Below are 16,477 nucleotides of genomic sequence, written 5' to 3' on the forward strand. Positions count from 1 at the left end.
CAAGGTTACGCGGTACGCTTACTGGTTCGGTGCAGGCTCTTCAGCCGGCGCGGCCGGAGCCTCTTCCTCGACAGGGGCTGCTGGCGCTGCTTCCTCGGCCGGCGCCGGCGCTGCCTCAGGAGCCGGGGCAGGCGCAGTCTGCTCATTCTGCTGCTCCGGAATAACGGCGGTCGTGCCGGCATCCGTCCCGGGCCCACTGCTGAAGGCGATGAGGGCGATAACGAGCAGCACGGCAATAACGCCCGCTGCAATCAGCCCGCCGCGACCGTTGCTGTTGTGTACGACGGTCTCGTTGACCACGCGCGGATCAGCTGCGGGATCGGTATAAGGCGAGCGCGGAGCGACACGCGGCCCGTCCGGATGGCCGGGATCGACGCGACGCGGATCAATATTGTTCTGGTCTGACATTGTCGTTCTCCGTGATATTCCTGACTTTATCGTGACCAATAACGCCGCGCGACGGCTGAGGGTTCCGTTTAGGCTTTTCTTCGTCAAAACCTGTGGTAGCCAAGCGGCATGGCTCAGAAGAAAGCGCATGAAGTCGATTCGTGGCTAAGGCGTCCCGATCCCAACATTCGGATCGTACTCATCTATGGTCCTGACCGCGGCCTCGTATCCGAGCGCGCCAAGGCTTTTGTGGCATCCACCGGGCTTAACGCCGACGATCCCTTCTCGTCGGTCAGGCTGGATGCAGGCGAGGTCGAAGCCGCGCCAGGCAGGTTGTCGAACGAGGCAGGCACGGTTCCCATGTTCTCCGACCAGCGCCTGATATGGATCAAGGGTGCGGGCGCGCAAAAACAACTTGCAGATGAGGTGAAGTTCCTCGCCGCGTCGCCACCGCGCGACTCGATCATTCTCATCGAGGCTGGCGATCTCAAGAAGGGCGTTGCCCTCCGCAGCGCTGTGGAAAGTGCTTCGGCCGCGATGGCGCTGCCGTGCTATGCCGATGAGGGGCGTTCGATAGACGCCGTGATTGACGAAGTCCTGGCGCGCGACGGACTGGCGATCGGCATGGAGGGCCGCCAGGCCTTGCGCGCCAATCTCGGCGGCGACCGCCTGGCGACCCGAAGCGAAATCGAAAAACTGGCGCTCTATTGCCACGGCGCGCGTGAAGTCACCGTCGATGACATCAACCTGATGACGGGCGACGTGTCAGGTTTGAGCCTCGACAACGCGATTGACGCCGTGCTGTCCGGGCATGCCGCTGTCTTCGATACGGCGTTCGCGCGCCTGATCTCCTCCGGTACGAACCCGTTTCTCGTGCTGGCCGGCGCCATGCGGCAGTTTCAGGCTCTCAGCCTGATGCGCAACGAGATGGATTCCGCAGGCAAGGCGCCCGGCGCGGTCGTAGCCTCAGCCCGCCCCCCGGTCTTCTTCACAAGGCGTAAGCTGGTGGAAACGGCGCTGCAGCGCTGGACCGCGCCCGCGCTGTCACGGGCGCTCGAGAGACTTCAGGCGGCAGTACTCCTAACGCGCCGCCGACCGGATCTTGCGACGGCAACGGCGCGGCAGGCGCTTATTGCGCTTCTGGTCGAATCGGCACGCGCCGCCCGGCGCTGACAAGTCAGCGCTGCAACCTGCGGCACAATTCGTCGAGCTGCTCGAGCGTCTTGTACGAGATTTTCAGTTCCCCGCCCTTCTGGCCATGGGAAATCGTCACCCTGAGCCCCGTCACGTCGGATAGCGCCTTTTCCAGCGCAAGCGTATCCGCATCCTTCTCGGCGGGCGTGCTAGAGCGCGTCGGGGGCTGCGGCGGCCGCGCGGGCTGCTGCGCCAGTGCCTCGGCCTGGCGCACGGAAAGCCCCTCTTCGATGATTTGCTTAGCCAGCGAAGCAGGATCCTCTGCCGTCACCAGCGTACGCGCGTGTCCGGCAGACAGCGAGCCATCGACGAGCATATCGCGAATGACGTCTGGCAATTTAAGCAACCGGAGCGTGTTTGCGACATGACTCCGGCTCTTGCCAATCACCTGACCGAGATCGGCCTGCGTATAGTGGTGCTCGTCGATAAGCTGCTGATAGCCTTGAGCTTCTTCGACCGGGTTCAGGTCGGCGCGCTGGACGTTCTCGATAATCGCAAGCTCGAGCGCGACCCGATCATCCACTTCCCGGATTATTACCGGGAGCTCGGTCAACCCCGCCCGCTGGGCCGCGCGCCAGCGGCGCTCGCCAGCTATGATCTCATAGCGACCATTGGCGCCGGTTCGCACCACCACCGGCTGCACGATTCCATGCTCACGAATCGACTGCGTAAGATCCGCAAGCTCCGCCTCGGCGAAGTTACGCCTTGGGTTGCGCGGATTTTGAGTAACAAATTCAATGGGAACGCGGCTATCCGCCCCTATCTTGGGCGTGGCCTGCGGCTGCGCCGGCTTGTCCATCTCGCCAATCAGCGCGGCGAGACCGCGGCCGAGCCGTTTTCTGGAGGGATCGTCACTCATGTTCATTCCGCATCATTTCGACATCGAATCGAGTCTTGTTTTCAAGCGGCCCGGAGCCGCCGCTCACGCCGTATCACTTCCGATGCAAGCTGCAGGTAGGCCTGACTGCCCGTGCATTTAAGATCGTAGAGGATCGCCGGCTTCCCATAGGACGGGGCTTCGGAGACACGAACGTTGCGCGGAATCACCGTGTCATAGACCTTGTCGCCCATATGCGCTCTGACGTCCTCGACAACCTGATTGGCGAGATTGTTGCGACCGTCGAACATGGTCAGCACGATACCCTGTATCGTCAGATCCGGATTGATCGAGTTACGGATCTGCTCGACCGTCTGCAGGAGCTGGCTGAGCCCCTCGAGCGCGAAGAACTCGCACTGAAGCGGAACGAGGACGGAATCGGCGGCTGCCATCGAATTGAGGGTCAACAGGTTCAGCGATGGCGGGCAGTCGATCAGCACATAAGAGAAATCGACGCCGGTTTCGCGGGAACGCCGCAGCGCGTTGCGCAGGCGCAGAACCCTGTCCGGCGCCGATGCGATCTCCATCTCGATACCGAGAAGATCGAGCGTTGAAGGAATGACGCTCAGCCCCGGCACCGCCGTGGGCATCGCCGCCTCTGCAACCGTAGCGTCACCGGCCAGCAGATCATAGGAGGATACCGCACGATCCTGCCGGTCGATTCCGAGGCCTGTGCTGGCATTGCCCTGCGGGTCCAGATCGACGATCAGCACCTTCTCGCCGATGGCGGCCAAGGCAGTGGCGAGATTGATCGCGGTGGTCGTTTTCCCGACGCCGCCCTTCTGGTTGGCGACGGTGATGATGCGAGGATGCACGGTCATGGCGGACAGTCACCGGACAGGCTTGTTGGCGATATCTGGTCGTGATCGACCCCGTTCAACCTTCGAAAGTTCGAGGATTCGGCTTGCCGGATCGATCTTGCTCCGATGTTCTATCAGATCGAATTGCCAGGCGTCACGGCTTTCGGCGATTTCTGTCGCGTAATCCCGCCCTTTGTGAAAGAGGGCAGTCGCCCCGCCTGTCAGCCAATGCGCCGACAGGTCGAGCAGCTTGGGAAGCGGAGCCAGTGCCCGTGCGGTAACGATTTCCACGCCTTCGCCAATTCCGGATGCCTGCTCGATCCTGCATATGTTCACCTTTGCCGGGGCCCCGAGGGAGCCAAGCACGGTTCGCAGGAACGCTGCTTTCTTATGGTTGCTCTCGACGAGCTCTATACTGGCCCCACTGCGCTCTCGGAGAAGAATTGCCATCACCGCGCCCGGAAACCCGCCCCCAGAGCCAAGGTCCAGCCACTTCAGCGCGCCCGGTTTCAGCGCGGCTAGTTGTGCGCTGTCTAGGATATGCCGGCTCCAAAGCGAGTCCATCGTTGAAGGGGCAGCGAGATTTATGCGCGTAGACCACTTGCGAAACTCTGCTTCAAACGACTCAAGTCGCTCCAGTGTTTCACGTGAAACTGTTCCGGCAACGTCACGAATTTCTTCGAGGCGATTACCCGTCACGCTGCGCCCCGCTCACGATGATCGTTCTGGTGTAGGGCAGAGATGATAATGGCGAGCGCGGCTGGTGTCATGCCGTCGATCCGCTGTGCTTCCGCCAGGGATCGCGGCCGGCGGTTCGCTAGCTTCTGCTTCAACTCGTTTGAGAGCCCGGGTAGCATCGTAAAATCCAAGCCGTCCGGAATGGCTCGCGCTTCCTCCCGCTTCAGTACGGCGACATCCGCCTGTTGACGGTCCAGATAGACTGCGTAACGGGCCTCGGTTTCGAGCCGCTCGCCCGACTTGCGCGCTATGGTGCCAAGCTCCGGCCAGATTGCGCTCAGTCGCTGCAAGCTCATATCGGGGTAGGATAGAAGATCGTAGGCAGTTCGACGCTGCCCGTCCTTGTTTAGATTGAGGTCAAAGCCCGACGCTTCATTCGGCGTTATCGACAACGATTTCGCTAGTTTCCGTGCCCGTTCCAGCTCATGGCGCGCCTGACCGAATCGCTTGCTGCGCTCTTCACTCGCAATGCCAAGATCGATGGCCACTGGCGTCAGCCGCTCGTCGGCGTTGTCGGCGCGGAGCGACAGCCTGAACTCCGCCCGAGACGTGAACATCCGATAGGGCTCTGTTACCCCTCGGCGAGTCAGATCGTCGACAAGGACGCCGATATAGGCATCGCCCCTTCCGAAAACGATCGGGTCGAGCCCACCCGCTGCGCGCGCAGCGTTCATTCCGGCTACGAGGCCTTGCGCCGCAGCTTCTTCATAGCCCGTCGTGCCGTTTATTTGCCCGGCCAGGTAGAGGCCCGGTGCGCGGCGGGTTTCGAGCGTGGTTTCCAGTTCGCGTGGATCGACATGGTCGTATTCGATCGCGTAACCCGGTTGCGTGATTGAAGCCCGTTCGAGACCGGGGATCGACGCAACGAGCGCCTCCTGCGCATCCCGGGGAAGAGATGTGGAGATGCCATTGGGGTAGACGGTGTTGTCGTCCAGACCCTCAGGCTCCAGGAATATCTGATGGCCGTCGCGATCGCCAAACTTGACAATCTTGTCCTCGATGGATGGGCAATAGCGCGGACCGATGCCTTCGATAGAGCCCGAATACATGGCAGAGCGAGACAGGTTAGCGCGGATGATGTCGTGTGTTTCGGCTGTCGTTCGCGTTACACCGCAGGCAATTTGCGGGTTGTCGATCGAATCCGTCAGCAATGAGAAGGGTTCGGGATCCTCGTCCGCCAGTTGCTTGTCCAGCGATTGCCAGTCAATGGTACGCCCGTCGATGCGCGGCGGCGTACCCGTTTTCAGACGGCCCAGCTTGAAACCAAGGCGGCTCATGGTAGCAGAAAGCCCCAGAGAGGCTTTCTCGCCCATGCGGCCGGCCGGAAAGCGCTCGTCACCAATATGGATGAGTCCACGGAGGAAGGTGCCGGTAGTCAGAACAACTGCTGCGCAGCTTAACCGTCGGCCGTCGGCTAAAACCACGCCTGCGACCCGATTGTTCTGGAATTGCAGATCGAAAACCTCGCCTTCGACGACTTCGAGGTTTGGTTGATTTGCAATGGCTTCCTGCATCGCCTGCCGATAGAGCTTGCGATCTGCCTGTGTTCTCGGGCCGCGGACCGCCGGTCCCTTCCGCCGGTTAAGCAAGCGAAACTGAATGCCGGCACGATCGGCGACACGGCCCATAAGCCCGTCCAGCGCGTCGATTTCCCGAACCAGATGGCCCTTTCCCAAGCCGCCAATGGCAGGATTGCAAGACATCACCCCAATTGTGTCGCGCTTCATCGTCACGAGCGCGGTTTGCGCACCTACCCGTGCCGAGGCTGAAGCTGCCTCGCAGCCGGCATGGCCGCCACCGATAACAATGACGTCGAAGTTTTCGGTCATGATCCAGTCTCTTTAGTCGATCGAACAGATGTTCCCGACCGCCGGCGAAGTCAAGCCGCAACGCGGTTTCACGTGAAACGATTTCCATGGGAGCTGTCGCTCGATGTTTCACGTGAGTCAGTGCTTGCGCCTTAACAGTCAGTGTTTCACGTGAGTCATTTGCCTATGCAAAACTCCGAGAAGATAACGCCGAGCAAATCTTCAACGTCTATCGCACCTGTGATCCGCCCCAAAGCGTCGCCCGCCAAACGCAGCTCCTCCGCGCGCAGCTCAAGCTCCTGTTGCACCTCGGTAGCGAGAGAAAGATGATGCCCGCATGACCGTAGCAGCTCCAACTGACGCAACCTCGACGGAAGGACGCCGGACACCGCCGAAACGGCACCCTTGGCATGCCGTCCGATGTCCTCAATCAAAGCAGACAGGCCGGCACCGTCGATCACCGAAACGATATGGTGGAACTCACCGGTACGGTGTGGGGTAATATCGGCCTTCGTCGCGACCGAAAGCGCTTTACCCTTAATGTCAGCCAGATCAAAGCCAGGCATTTCTGGTGAGCCGTCCGTAAGCTTGAGGACGAGGTCCGCCTCTGCGGCAGCCCGGAGAGCTCGCTCAATACCGATCCGCTCAACTGTGTCGGGAGAATCGCGCAACCCGGCAGTATCCGTGAAGATGACCTTCAGCCCATCCAGGTCGAGCGATACTTCAACAAGGTCACGCGTCGTACCCGCAATTTCAGTCACGATCGCAACGTCACGCCGGGCCAAAGCGTTGAGCAGGCTGGATTTGCCGGCATTAGGCGCACCCAACAGCACCACCCGGTACCCGTCTCTTATGATCTCGGCCGCGTGGTAGCCTTTGATATGGTTAGCAATTTCTTGCTGCATCGCCGACATATCAGTCCAGACATCTGCGGCGACAGAGCCCGGTACGTCGCCTTCATCTGCAAAGTCCAGCTCCGCCTCGATCATTGCTCGAGCATGCAACAGGCGCTTGCGCCACCCGTCGTAGATGTCACGCTGACCGCCTTCTGCATTGATCAGCGCCATTCTGCGCTGGAGCTCCGTTTCCGCGGCCACCAGATCGGCCAGGCCTTCGGCGCTGGTCAGGTCGAGCTTGCCATTCAGAAACGCGCGGCGGGTAAACTCTCCCGCTTCGGCCGCGCGCAGGCCGTCTTTCCTGCCCAGATGCTCCAGTACGGCCGCAACGACCGCCTTGCCTCCATGGACATGAAGTTCCGCGCAGTCCTCTCCAGTAAAGCTCGCCGGACCCGGGAAACTGAGCACAATGGCACGATCCAGCGGTTCGCCGTCATCGTCGACGAGCTCCCTGAGCGCGGCCTTGCGTGGCGGCGGGACGCGGCCCTTAGTTATGCTTGCAAGAACAGCGATCGTTTGGGGCCCTGACAGCCGGATCATCGCGACGCCTGAGGGGAGCCCGCCGGACGACAGGGCGAAGATCGTATCGCAGAATAAGGATTGATGGCTCACTGCCTACGCCCTACCTTCGCTGCCAGCAACGGTGTGTCATGACGAATCTATCTCAGAATCTGCTCGCTTACGAAAGCAGCCCCTATCTGCGGCAGCACAAGGATAATCCCGTACATTGGCGGCCCTGGTCGCGAGCAGCACTCGACGAAGCTGCCAGCGCCGGCAAGCCGATCCTGCTTTCAGTCGGTTACGCCGCCTGTCACTGGTGCCATGTCATGGCCCATGAGAGCTTTGAAGACGACGAAGTCGCAGCTGTCATGAACCGCCTTTTCGTGAACATCAAGGTCGATCGCGAGGAGCGGCCAGATATAGACCAGATCTATATGGCGGCCTTGACAGCCATGGGCGAACAAGGCGGTTGGCCGCTGACCATCTTCCTCACTCCCGACGGACAGCCATTCTGGGGAGGCACCTACTTTCCCAAGGAACCACGTTACGGCCGGCCAGGCTTCATACAGGTTCTGGAAGCGGTCGCGCGAACCTGGGACGACAAGCGGGACGAACTTGCACGAAGCGCAGGCGCCCTGGCAGACCATGTACGCTCCAGGCTTGCGCCGACCACCGGCACTGTCGCTATGGATGCAGGCCTTTTGCCTGCCCTCGCGGAATCGATCCAGTCGTCGATCGATCAGGTAAAAGGTGGGCCGCGCGGCGCGCCGAAGTTCCCAAATGCACCTTTCATGAACACCTTATGGACGAGCTGGCTGCAACACGGCGTACCGGCTCACCGCGATTCCGTCCTTTCCAGCCTGGAAATAATGCTTAGCGGCGGCATATACGACCACATCGGTGGCGGATTATGCCGCTACGCGGTCGATGACCGCTGGTTGGTGCCGCACTTCGAAAAGATGCTCTATGATAATGCGCAGCTTATCGAACTTGCCACCGCGGCTTACGGTGCAACAGGCAGCGCTCTGTTTCGTGTCCGAATCGAAGAGACGATTGGCTGGCTTCAATGCGAAATGATGTTGCCAGAAGGAGGCTTCGCTTCAAGCCTCGATGCCGACAGCGAAGGGGAAGAAGGCCAGTTCTATCTCTGGACTCGCGAGGAACTGAACGCGGTGCTCGGCGAAGCTGACGCGGCGCGCTTTCTTTCCATCTATGAGCTGACGGCACCAGAAGGCTGGGAAGGCGACCCGATATTGCACCGGCTGTCATCGCCCGCGCTTGGCGAAGCCGACGCAGACCCGTTTTTTATCGAGGCGAAACAGAGACTTATAGACCAACGCGGGCACCGGGTCCGTCCCGGTCGCGACGACAAGCTGCTTGTCGACTGGAACGGTCAGGCAATCGCCGCCATCGCGAACGCAGCTCGGGTATTCGGGCGCGGCGACTGGCTGGAACTCGCACAGGACGCCTTTCGTTGCGTAGCCGAATCGACCGTGGATGGCCGGCTTCCCCACTCCATCCTCGGTGCGGACCGGCTCTTTCCTTGTATGTCGACGGACTATGCGGCGATGATCAATGCAGCCATCGCGCTGTGCGAAGCGACAGGCAGCAGAGAATATGCCGCCAGGGCGCGAGATTGGCTCGGGATGCTCGATCGCTGGCACGCCGACGAGAATGGCAAGGGGCACTATCTGACCGCGAGCGACGCCGTGGATGTGCCGATGCGCATACGTGGCGACGTCGACGAGGCAGTGCCGAGCGCCACGGCCCAGACGATCCGGGCCATGCTAAGGCTCTCGATGCTGACGGGGGACGACTTGCTCTACGGTCGCACAGTGACCGCGGCCGAGGCAGCCCTGGGGCGGGTCGCCCAGCAGCGTTACGGACAGGCCGGTATCATTTGCTCAGCCGAACAAGCTCGACAGCCTCGAAAGCTGGTCATCGTCGACGACGACAGCCAAGAGCTTGTTACGGAGGCGAATCGCTTCCCGGATTTTCTGAGAACCGACACGTTTCTAGATGTCGGCGGGGAAGGCGCCAACGATCGTATCGAATTGCCTGGTGGAGCGGTGCTGGATAGCACCCGTCCAGGCGCCTGGCTCTGTATCGGCCAGAGCTGTTTGCCGCCGGTTCGCTCCGGCGCCGAGCTGGCCGACCTGCTTCGCAGGCCGGCCAGCTGACATCACGTATTCATGGAATCGAAGAAGTCGGAATTCGTCTTCGTCTGCTTCAGCTTGTCGATCAGGAACTCGATCGCATCCGTGGTTCCCATCGGGGCCAGAATGCGGCGCAGCACGAAAATCTTCTGCAGATCCTGACGCGCGACCAGCAGGTCTTCCTTGCGGGTGCCGGACTTGAGGATATCCATCGACGGGAAGATACGCTTGTCGGCGACCTTGCGGTCGAGCACGATTTCGGAGTTACCCGTACCCTTGAACTCCTCGAAGATCACCTCGTCCATACGGCTGCCGGTATCGATCAGCGCGGTCGCGATGATCGTCAGCGATCCGCCTTCCTCGATGTTGCGTGCCGCACCGAAGAAGCGCTTCGGACGCTGCAGGGCGTTGGCATCCACACCACCGGTCAGCACCTTGCCGGAAGACGGAACAACCGTGTTGTAGGCGCGGCCCAGGCGCGTGATCGAATCGAGCAGGATCACGACGTCGCGACCATGCTCCACGAGGCGCTTGGCCTTCTCGATGACCATCTCGGCCACCTGAACGTGACGGACCGCGGGCTCGTCGAAGGTCGAGGACACGACTTCGCCCTTCACCGAGCGCTGCATGTCGGTCACTTCTTCCGGGCGCTCGTCGATGAGCAGCACGATCAGATATGCTTCCGGATGGTTGGTCGCGACCGAATGGGCAATGTTCTGCAACAGCACCGTCTTACCTGTGCGCGGCGGCGCGACAATCAGGCCACGCTGGCCCTTGCCGAGCGGGGCGACCAGATCGATGACGCGGGCCGACAGATCCTTGGTCGTCGGATTTTCCGTTTCCATACGCAGCCGCTCGTTGGGATAGAGCGGTGTCAGATTGTCGAAGTGGATCTTGTGCCGGATCTTCTCAGGATCCTCGAAGTTGATGGTATTGACCTTCAGCAGCGCGAAATAGCGCTCGCCTTCCTTCGGGCTGCGGATCGGGCCTTCGACGGTGTCGCCAGTCTTCAGCGAGAAGCGCCGGATCTGCGACGGCGAGATGTAGATGTCGTCCGGACCCGGCAGATAGTTGGCATTGGCGGAGCGTAGGAAGCCGAAGCCGTCCTGCAGCACCTCGACAACACCCTCGCCGATAATCTCGATGTCCTGCGCCGCGAGCTTCTTGAGAATCGCAAACATCAACTCCTGCTTGCGCAGGACGCTGGCATTCTCGACCTCGAGCGATTCGGCGAACGCGATCAGGTCCGTGGGACCTTTGCTTTTCAGCTCTTGTAGTTTCATTTCCTGCATGATGCGGACTCTGGAATGGGCAACAGGAGGGGGTGCGGGGCGAGAGTGAGCGCGGGACGCGCCTGGAAAGACAGAAAGCACTACGCCATGCGGGGAGAGAGGATGTGACTCTTAGCGTCCCTCCTCCTAAAGCGCAATATGGGAATTCCGCTCCCGATTTAGAAGGGTTTCACCACCACGAGGATCACAATTACGATCATCAGTACAGTCGGGATCTCGTTTACGATGCGCCAATGGCGGGTTGGCTTCTCGTTGCGATCTTCAGCGAAGCGCCGCACCGAGGCCGAAAGGTACCCGTGCACGCCGGAAAGCAGAAGCACGGCGGCGATCTTTGCATGCAGCCAGCCGCCTACGAATCCGAAGCCTCGCCAGGCCAGCCAGAGCCCAAGCACCCAGGTTGCCACCATCGCCGGATTGATGATCGCACGCAGAAGCCGGCGCTCCATAACCTTGAATGTCTCGGACTTGTCTGAGCCCCGCTCGGCCTCGGCGTGATAAACGAACAGCCTTGGAAGATAGAGCATCCCCGCCATCCACGAAATGACAGCGATCACGTGGGCGGCCTTGACCCACGGATAAAGCGCGACGGGATCGAGCCAGAACAGCAGCGCCACCAGCACAGCCACTATCGCCAGAGCGCCTGCGGCCCGCACGGCCGGGCCAGCCTCGGATTTGATTTGCGGTTCGGTCATTATCGCGCCTCCCGCACCATCCGGACCATCGCTTCGACATGCGCAATGGGTGCTTCGGGCGTTATCCCGTGCCCGAGATTGAAGACCAGGGGGCCGTCACCAAGCCTGCGCAGGATGGCAGCAACACCATCTTCCAGCGCCTTGCCGCCAGCAACCAGCCGCAATGGATCGAGATTGCCCTGCACGGCGCCTTCCGCCTGCAGCGACAACGCCTGGCTCCAGGGAACGCTCCAGTCGAGACCGAGGGCATCAACGCCCGTCTTCGAGCGATATGACCCGTAGAGCGTACCTGCACCTTTCGGAAAGCCGATGATGGGCGTTTTCGGATGTACCGCTCGAACACGCTTCACCATTCGGGCTACCGGTTCGATGCAATAGGCTTCGAAGCAGGCTTCATCGAGCACGCCCGACCAGGAATCGAATATCTGGACAGCATCAGCTCCCGCATCAATCTGGCGAATGAGATAGTCTGCCGACCGGTCTGCAAGTGTCTCCAGGAGCCTGCGCAGGCTTTCCGGGTGCCTGTACCCGAAAAGCCGTCCTGGAGCCTGGTCCGGCGTCCCGTGGCCGGCAATCATGTAGGTCGCGACAGTCCATGGCGCACCGCAGAAGCCCAGCAGCGTCGTTGCCGCAGGAAGCTCGCTCCGCAGTCTGCGCACGGTCTCGTAGACCGGCGCAAGGTGATCATGAAAGCCAGCACCCTCAAGGCGCTCGATTTCATCGGGCTCGATCGGTGTCATCAAGGGACCGCGACCTTCTTCGAAGCGCAGGTCTCGGCCAAGCGCATGCGGGACAACCAGGATGTCAGAGAACAGGATCGAAGCATCGAAGCCGAAGTGGCGGATCGGTTGAAGGGTTACCTCCACAGCAAGATCGGGGTTGTAGCAGAGATCGAGGAAGCTTCCGGCTCGAGCCCGCGTTTCGCGATACTCCGGCAGATATCGGCCAGCCTGTCGCATCATCCAGATGGGAGGAGGGAAGACCGTTTCTCCCCGCAGCACGTCCATGACGATCCGTTTTTCGGTCATGCTGGTCCTCTCCGGATTGGCGCCTGAAATAAAGAAAGAATCTTTTAAGAGAATCTTTTGATTCTATGACTCTGTTGGAATCGGCAATTACGGCTTGTCCACCTGCAGCCGTGAAAACTCAACGCGCAAAGCGACGCAGCGGATTTTCATACAGGCCTGTGAATTACCCGGATAGTTCCAGATCGCCTTTTGGAATCAATCTGTTGCAACGCTGCCGGATTGGCATGACCAGTCATGCGTGCTGAACAACCGGCTGATTTCCCCAATCTAACGCACATCACCGTTTCGATCTCCAGCGTAGGGTGAATTGTGGATGAATGGGGGTCTGATACAGTCCGGCTCCGCCCGGCGGGTAAACTCTGCCCGGTATCCACAATTGCCAACAGGGGCCGGTCCGGGCTGTGAATAAACCGCAGAGCTTCTTCCACCTTCACCTCATCTCGGATGCGACCGGCGAGACGCTGCTCGCGGCCGGCCGTGCCGCTGCCGCGCAATACAAGGATGCGCGCGCGATCGAGCATATCTATCCGCTGATCCGGACGGAAAAACAGCTTCTCAAAGTGCTCGGTGAGATCGACGAAACGCCGGGCATTGTCCTCTACACGGTTGTCGATCAGGAACTCGGGCGTCTCATAGACAATCGATGCGCTGCGATGGGCCTGCCCTGCGTCTCGGTGCTGGAGCCGGTGCTTGCGGTGTTCCAGTCCTATCTGGGGGCACCTGCGGGGCGCCGCGTCGGCGCGCAGCATGTTCTGGATGCACAATATTTCCGCCGCATCGATGCGCTCAACTACACTATGGAGCACGATGACGGGCAGCTCATCAACGATGTCGAGGATGCGGACGTCATCTTGATGGGCATCTCGCGAACATCGAAAACGCCGACCAGCATCTATCTCGCCAATCGCGGTATCAAGACTGCCAATATCCCGATCGTGCTGGGCGTACCCGTTCCAGAAAGTGTCATCTATGCCAAGCGCCCGCTTGTAGTGGGGCTGATAGCAACCGCCGAACGCATCTCCCATGTCCGCCAGAACCGAATATTGGGCAGTTCGGTCGGCTACGACTCGCAGAGCTATGTCGACCGTACCGTCATTGCACAGGAGCTTGCCTATGCCCGGCAGCTCTGTGCGCGACACGGCTGGCCGACCATCGATGTCAGCCGTCGCTCGATCGAGGAAACCGCGGCGGCCATCGTTGCACTGCGTGGCAAGACACGTTAACTCCCGCCGGACAGGAGATCGCATCATGTCGGACGCCATCGTACTCGCCTCGGGCAGCCCGTTTCGCAGGAAGATGCTTGAAGATGCAGGCCTCTCGATCGAGGTCGAGAAGCCGCAGATCGACGAGCGCGCAGTTGAAGCCGCGGTCGCCAACTCGGGCGTGGGTCCGGAAGACCTGGCCTTGATACTTGCCGAGGCCAAGGCCCTCGAAGTTTCCCAGGATCGCCCCGGTGCGCTGGTCATCGGCACCGACCAGACCCTGTCGCTTGGCGATGAAGTGCTGCACAAGCCGCGCGACATGGAGGAAGCCCGCCGCCGTCTGCTGGCGCTTTCGGGAAGGACGCATCAGTTGAACAGCGCCGTCGTCCTGATGCGGGACGGAGAGGTGTTATGGCGCCATGTCGGCGTCGCGCGGCTGACCATGCGCGAACTTGATCCGGGCTTCATAGGCCGGCATCTGTCGCATGTCGGCGAAAAGGCGCTTTCGAGCGTCGGCGCGTACCAGATCGAAGGCGAAGGCATCCAGCTCTTCGAGACGATCGAGGGCGACCACTTTACCATCGTCGGAATTCCGCTGTTGCCGCTGCTCGCAAAGCTTCGCGAAATGCAGGCCATCGATGGCTGAGACGACAAAGGCCTTCGTCATCGGCCATCCCATCGCGCATTCGCGATCCCCGCTCATTCATGGCTACTGGCTCGAACGTCACGGGATTTCCGGCACATACGAACGCATCGACATCGCTCCCGACGATCTGGAACGCTTCATACGAAACCTGCCGGAGAGCGGGTTTGTTGGCGGCAACGTCACGATCCCGCACAAGGAAGAGACGTGTCGGCTGGTCGATCGGCTCGACGAGGCGGCCCGCGCGATCGGCGCGGTCAACACGCTTTGGCTTGACGGCGGCGCGATCTGCGGGGGCAATACGGATGCTACAGGCTTTGCCGCCGATCTCGATGTGCACGCTTCATCCTGGCGCTCGGCCAAGTCGGCGCTGGTGCTGGGCGCGGGCGGAGCATCGCGAGCAATCCTTCACGCGCTAACGACGGCAGGCATTGCCGACATCCGGCTGGTCAATCGCACCTTTGCGCGCGCCGAGGAACTCTCCGAGCGTTTCGGAACGGGCATCCAGGCACATCACTGGCAGGATGCGAATGATCTGGCGTCAACGAGCGACCTCGTGGTCAACACGACCTCCGTCGGCCTCAACGGGCAGGGCGAGATGCCGCTGGACGTTGCGCAACTACCGGCGAACGCGACGGTCGTCGACATCGTCTATACGCCGCTGCAGACACCACTGCTTGCGGCGGCTGCAAAGCGCGGACTGAAGACCGTTGACGGTCTTGGCATGCTGCTGCATCAGGCCGTTCCGGGGTTCGAACGCTGGTTCAGCGTCCGTCCGCAGGTGACCGACCGGCTTCGGGGGATCATCGTGGCAGATATAGAGGGAGCTCGTTCATGATCGTGCTCGGCCTTACCGGATCGATCGGCATGGGCAAATCGACGACGGCGCGCATGTTCCGCGACGCAGGCGTCCCAGTGCACGATTCCGATGAGACGGTGCATCGCCTCTATGCCGGCGAGGCGGCGGGGCTGATCGAGAAGCGCTTTCCGGGCGTCGTTCACGACGGTGTGGTCGACCGGGAAAAGCTTGCGAAGGCGGTGCTTGGCCAGCCAGATGCACTGAAGGATCTGGAGCGGATCGTGCATCCTCTGGTGCGCGCTGATGCCGATGCGTTCCTCGCACGCCACCGGCAGGAAGGCGCGAGACTGGCGCTGCTCGACATTCCGTTGCTGTTCGAGACCGGCGGAGAGGATCGCGTCGATCGAATTGTCGTCGTGACCGCCCCTGCCGAAGTGCAGCGGGAACGGGTGCTGGCCAGGCCAGGCATGACGGAAGAGAAATTCGAGGCAATCCTGTCCCGGCAGGTGCCGGATGCGGAAAAGCGCCGGCGCGCGGATTATATCATCGATACAGGGCAGGGCATGGACGCGGCGCGCCGCCGTGTCGCCGAGATTGTCGATGAATTGACTGGGGGCAAGCCCAGAGAAGCCGCCGGCTGAGGCTTGCCCTGCCCGCTGGCGACACGCATCCTGAGCACAAAGGAGCGAATCGATGCGCGAGATCATATTCGATACGGAAACGACTGGGCTCGATTCCCGCGAGGACCGCATCATCGAGTTCGGCGGTATCGAGCTGGTCAACAAGTTCCCGACCGGACGCACCTTCCACCAGTACATCAATGCGCAGGGACGCGCGGTCAATCCCGAGGCGCTTGCCGTTCATGGCATCAGCGATGCCGATCTGGTGGACAAGCCGTCCTTCCCGCAAATCGCCGAGGATCTCGTTTCTTTTCTCGACGGGGCGATGCTCGTCGCGCACAACGCCAATTTCGACATCGGCTTTCTGAATGCCGAGTTTGCTCGGCTTGGGATGCCGGCCGTCGATCCGGGCAGGGTGATCGACACGCTGGCGCTCGCGCGGCGGAAGCATCCGATGGGGCCGAATTCACTCGACGCCCTGTGTCGGCGCTACGGCATCGACAACAGCCACCGCGAAAAGCACGGCGCGTTGCTCGACTCCGAGCTTCTGGCCGAAGTCTATATCGAGCTCATGGGTGGCAAGCAGGCTGCGTTCAGCCTCGATGTGCAGGTTCAGACGACCACGGTGATTGTTGAGCAGACGGTCGGAGCGACGGTCCGTGTTCGAGAACGGCCGCTCGCGTCGCGGCTCAGCGACCAGGACCGCCAGGCCCATCAGGCCCTCGTCGCCACGCTGGGTTCATCGGCCATCTGGCTGGAGGTTGAGCCCGGCTATCGCGACGAGGCCGCGGCGAGCTAGCCAGCGATTCACGTGAAACCATCGGCAGTTAAGGACGCTGCCAAA

16 protein-coding genes are annotated in these 16,477 nt (G+C 61.1%); 7 read left to right on the forward strand and 9 right to left on the reverse strand.

Going from position 1 to position 16,477, the window contains the following annotated elements; all coding sequences use genetic code 11:
- Positions 1–18 precede the first annotated feature (18 nt).
- Positions 19–408, reverse strand: a complete 390-nt coding sequence (locus ACVJNE_RS22305; protein WP_194248448.1) for a hypothetical protein — start codon at positions 406–408, stop codon at positions 19–21.
- Between the two features lie 108 nt (positions 409–516).
- Between ACVJNE_RS22305 and holA the strand changes: the two genes are divergently transcribed.
- Positions 517–1,560, forward strand: a complete 1,044-nt coding sequence (gene holA, locus ACVJNE_RS22310) for a DNA polymerase III subunit delta (RefSeq protein ID WP_499568959.1) — start codon at positions 517–519, stop codon at positions 1,558–1,560.
- Positions 1,561–1,564: 4 nt separating this feature from the next.
- On the opposite strand, the gene ACVJNE_RS22315 is transcribed toward holA, so the two are convergent.
- From ACVJNE_RS22315 to mnmE, 5 genes are all read right to left on the reverse strand, one after another.
- Entirely contained in the window at positions 1,565–2,440 is an 876-nt protein-coding gene (locus ACVJNE_RS22315) for a ParB/RepB/Spo0J family partition protein (RefSeq protein WP_444726742.1), read from the reverse strand.
- Between the two features lie 41 nt (positions 2,441–2,481).
- Positions 2,482–3,279 carry a ParA family protein gene (locus ACVJNE_RS22320; RefSeq protein ID WP_173188703.1) on the reverse strand — a complete coding sequence of 266 codons (798 nt, stop codon included), beginning with the start codon at positions 3,277–3,279 and terminating at the stop codon, positions 2,482–2,484.
- Positions 3,280–3,288: 9 nt separating this feature from the next.
- Positions 3,289–3,957 carry a 16S rRNA (guanine(527)-N(7))-methyltransferase RsmG gene (gene rsmG / locus ACVJNE_RS22325; RefSeq protein ID WP_499568960.1) on the reverse strand — a complete coding sequence of 223 codons (669 nt, stop codon included), beginning with the start codon at positions 3,955–3,957 and terminating at the stop codon, positions 3,289–3,291.
- A complete protein-coding gene (mnmG, locus tag ACVJNE_RS22330) occupies positions 3,954–5,825 on the reverse strand; it encodes a tRNA uridine-5-carboxymethylaminomethyl(34) synthesis enzyme MnmG (protein WP_499568961.1) in 1,872 nt (623 codons plus the stop codon). The genes rsmG and mnmG overlap by 4 nt, the downstream gene beginning before the upstream one ends.
- A gap of 155 nt (positions 5,826–5,980) precedes the next feature.
- A complete protein-coding gene (gene mnmE, locus ACVJNE_RS22335) occupies positions 5,981–7,312 on the reverse strand; it encodes a tRNA uridine-5-carboxymethylaminomethyl(34) synthesis GTPase MnmE (RefSeq protein WP_499568962.1) in 1,332 nt (443 codons plus the stop codon).
- 38 nt (positions 7,313–7,350) lie between these two features.
- Here mnmE and ACVJNE_RS22340 point away from each other — a divergent pair, with 38 nt between their 5' ends.
- On the forward strand, positions 7,351–9,381 hold the full coding sequence (locus ACVJNE_RS22340) for a thioredoxin domain-containing protein (RefSeq protein ID WP_499568963.1): 2,031 nt from the start codon (positions 7,351–7,353) through the stop codon (positions 9,379–9,381).
- Positions 9,382–9,383: 2 nt separating this feature from the next.
- Here the strand turns inward: ACVJNE_RS22340 and rho are convergent, their stop codons facing one another.
- The 3 genes from rho to hemE all read right to left on the reverse strand — a co-directional run bounded on the left by rho (position 9,384) and on the right by hemE (position 12,369).
- A complete protein-coding gene (gene rho / locus ACVJNE_RS22345; RefSeq protein ID WP_173188697.1) occupies positions 9,384–10,649 on the reverse strand; it encodes a transcription termination factor Rho in 1,266 nt (421 codons plus the stop codon).
- A 158-nt stretch (positions 10,650–10,807) separates the two neighbouring features.
- Positions 10,808–11,341, reverse strand: coding sequence for a protoporphyrinogen oxidase HemJ (hemJ, locus tag ACVJNE_RS22350; RefSeq protein ID WP_499568964.1), 534 nt, complete (start codon positions 11,339–11,341; stop codon positions 10,808–10,810).
- A complete protein-coding gene (gene hemE / locus ACVJNE_RS22355) occupies positions 11,341–12,369 on the reverse strand; it encodes a uroporphyrinogen decarboxylase (protein WP_499568965.1) in 1,029 nt (342 codons plus the stop codon). The genes hemJ and hemE overlap by 1 nt, the downstream gene beginning before the upstream one ends.
- A 401-nt stretch (positions 12,370–12,770) precedes the next feature.
- Here hemE and ACVJNE_RS22360 point away from each other — a divergent pair, with 401 nt between their 5' ends.
- The 5 genes from ACVJNE_RS22360 to dnaQ are packed head-to-tail and all read left to right on the forward strand — an operon-like array spanning position 12,771 to position 16,432.
- On the forward strand, positions 12,771–13,592 hold the full coding sequence (locus ACVJNE_RS22360; RefSeq protein WP_499568966.1) for a pyruvate, water dikinase regulatory protein: 822 nt from the start codon (positions 12,771–12,773) through the stop codon (positions 13,590–13,592).
- Positions 13,593–13,617: 25 nt separating this feature from the next.
- The gene (locus tag ACVJNE_RS22365; RefSeq protein WP_499568967.1) at positions 13,618–14,217 is read left to right on the forward strand and encodes a Maf-like protein; all 600 of its coding nucleotides are present in this window, start codon (positions 13,618–13,620) and stop codon (positions 14,215–14,217) included.
- Entirely contained in the window at positions 14,210–15,052 is an 843-nt protein-coding gene (locus ACVJNE_RS22370; RefSeq protein WP_499568968.1) for a shikimate dehydrogenase, read from the forward strand. Before ACVJNE_RS22365 ends, ACVJNE_RS22370 begins: the two co-directional genes overlap by 8 nt.
- Positions 15,049–15,654 (forward strand): dephospho-CoA kinase, encoded by a 606-nt coding sequence (gene coaE, locus ACVJNE_RS22375; RefSeq protein ID WP_499568969.1) that lies wholly within the window; start codon positions 15,049–15,051, stop codon positions 15,652–15,654. Before ACVJNE_RS22370 ends, coaE begins: the two co-directional genes overlap by 4 nt.
- A 52-nt stretch (positions 15,655–15,706) precedes the next feature.
- The gene (dnaQ, locus tag ACVJNE_RS22380) at positions 15,707–16,432 is read left to right on the forward strand and encodes a DNA polymerase III subunit epsilon (protein ID WP_499568970.1); all 726 of its coding nucleotides are present in this window, start codon (positions 15,707–15,709) and stop codon (positions 16,430–16,432) included.
- Positions 16,433–16,477 lie beyond the last annotated feature (45 nt).

It is taken from the genome of Mesorhizobium sp. DxT, assembly GCF_058448885.1.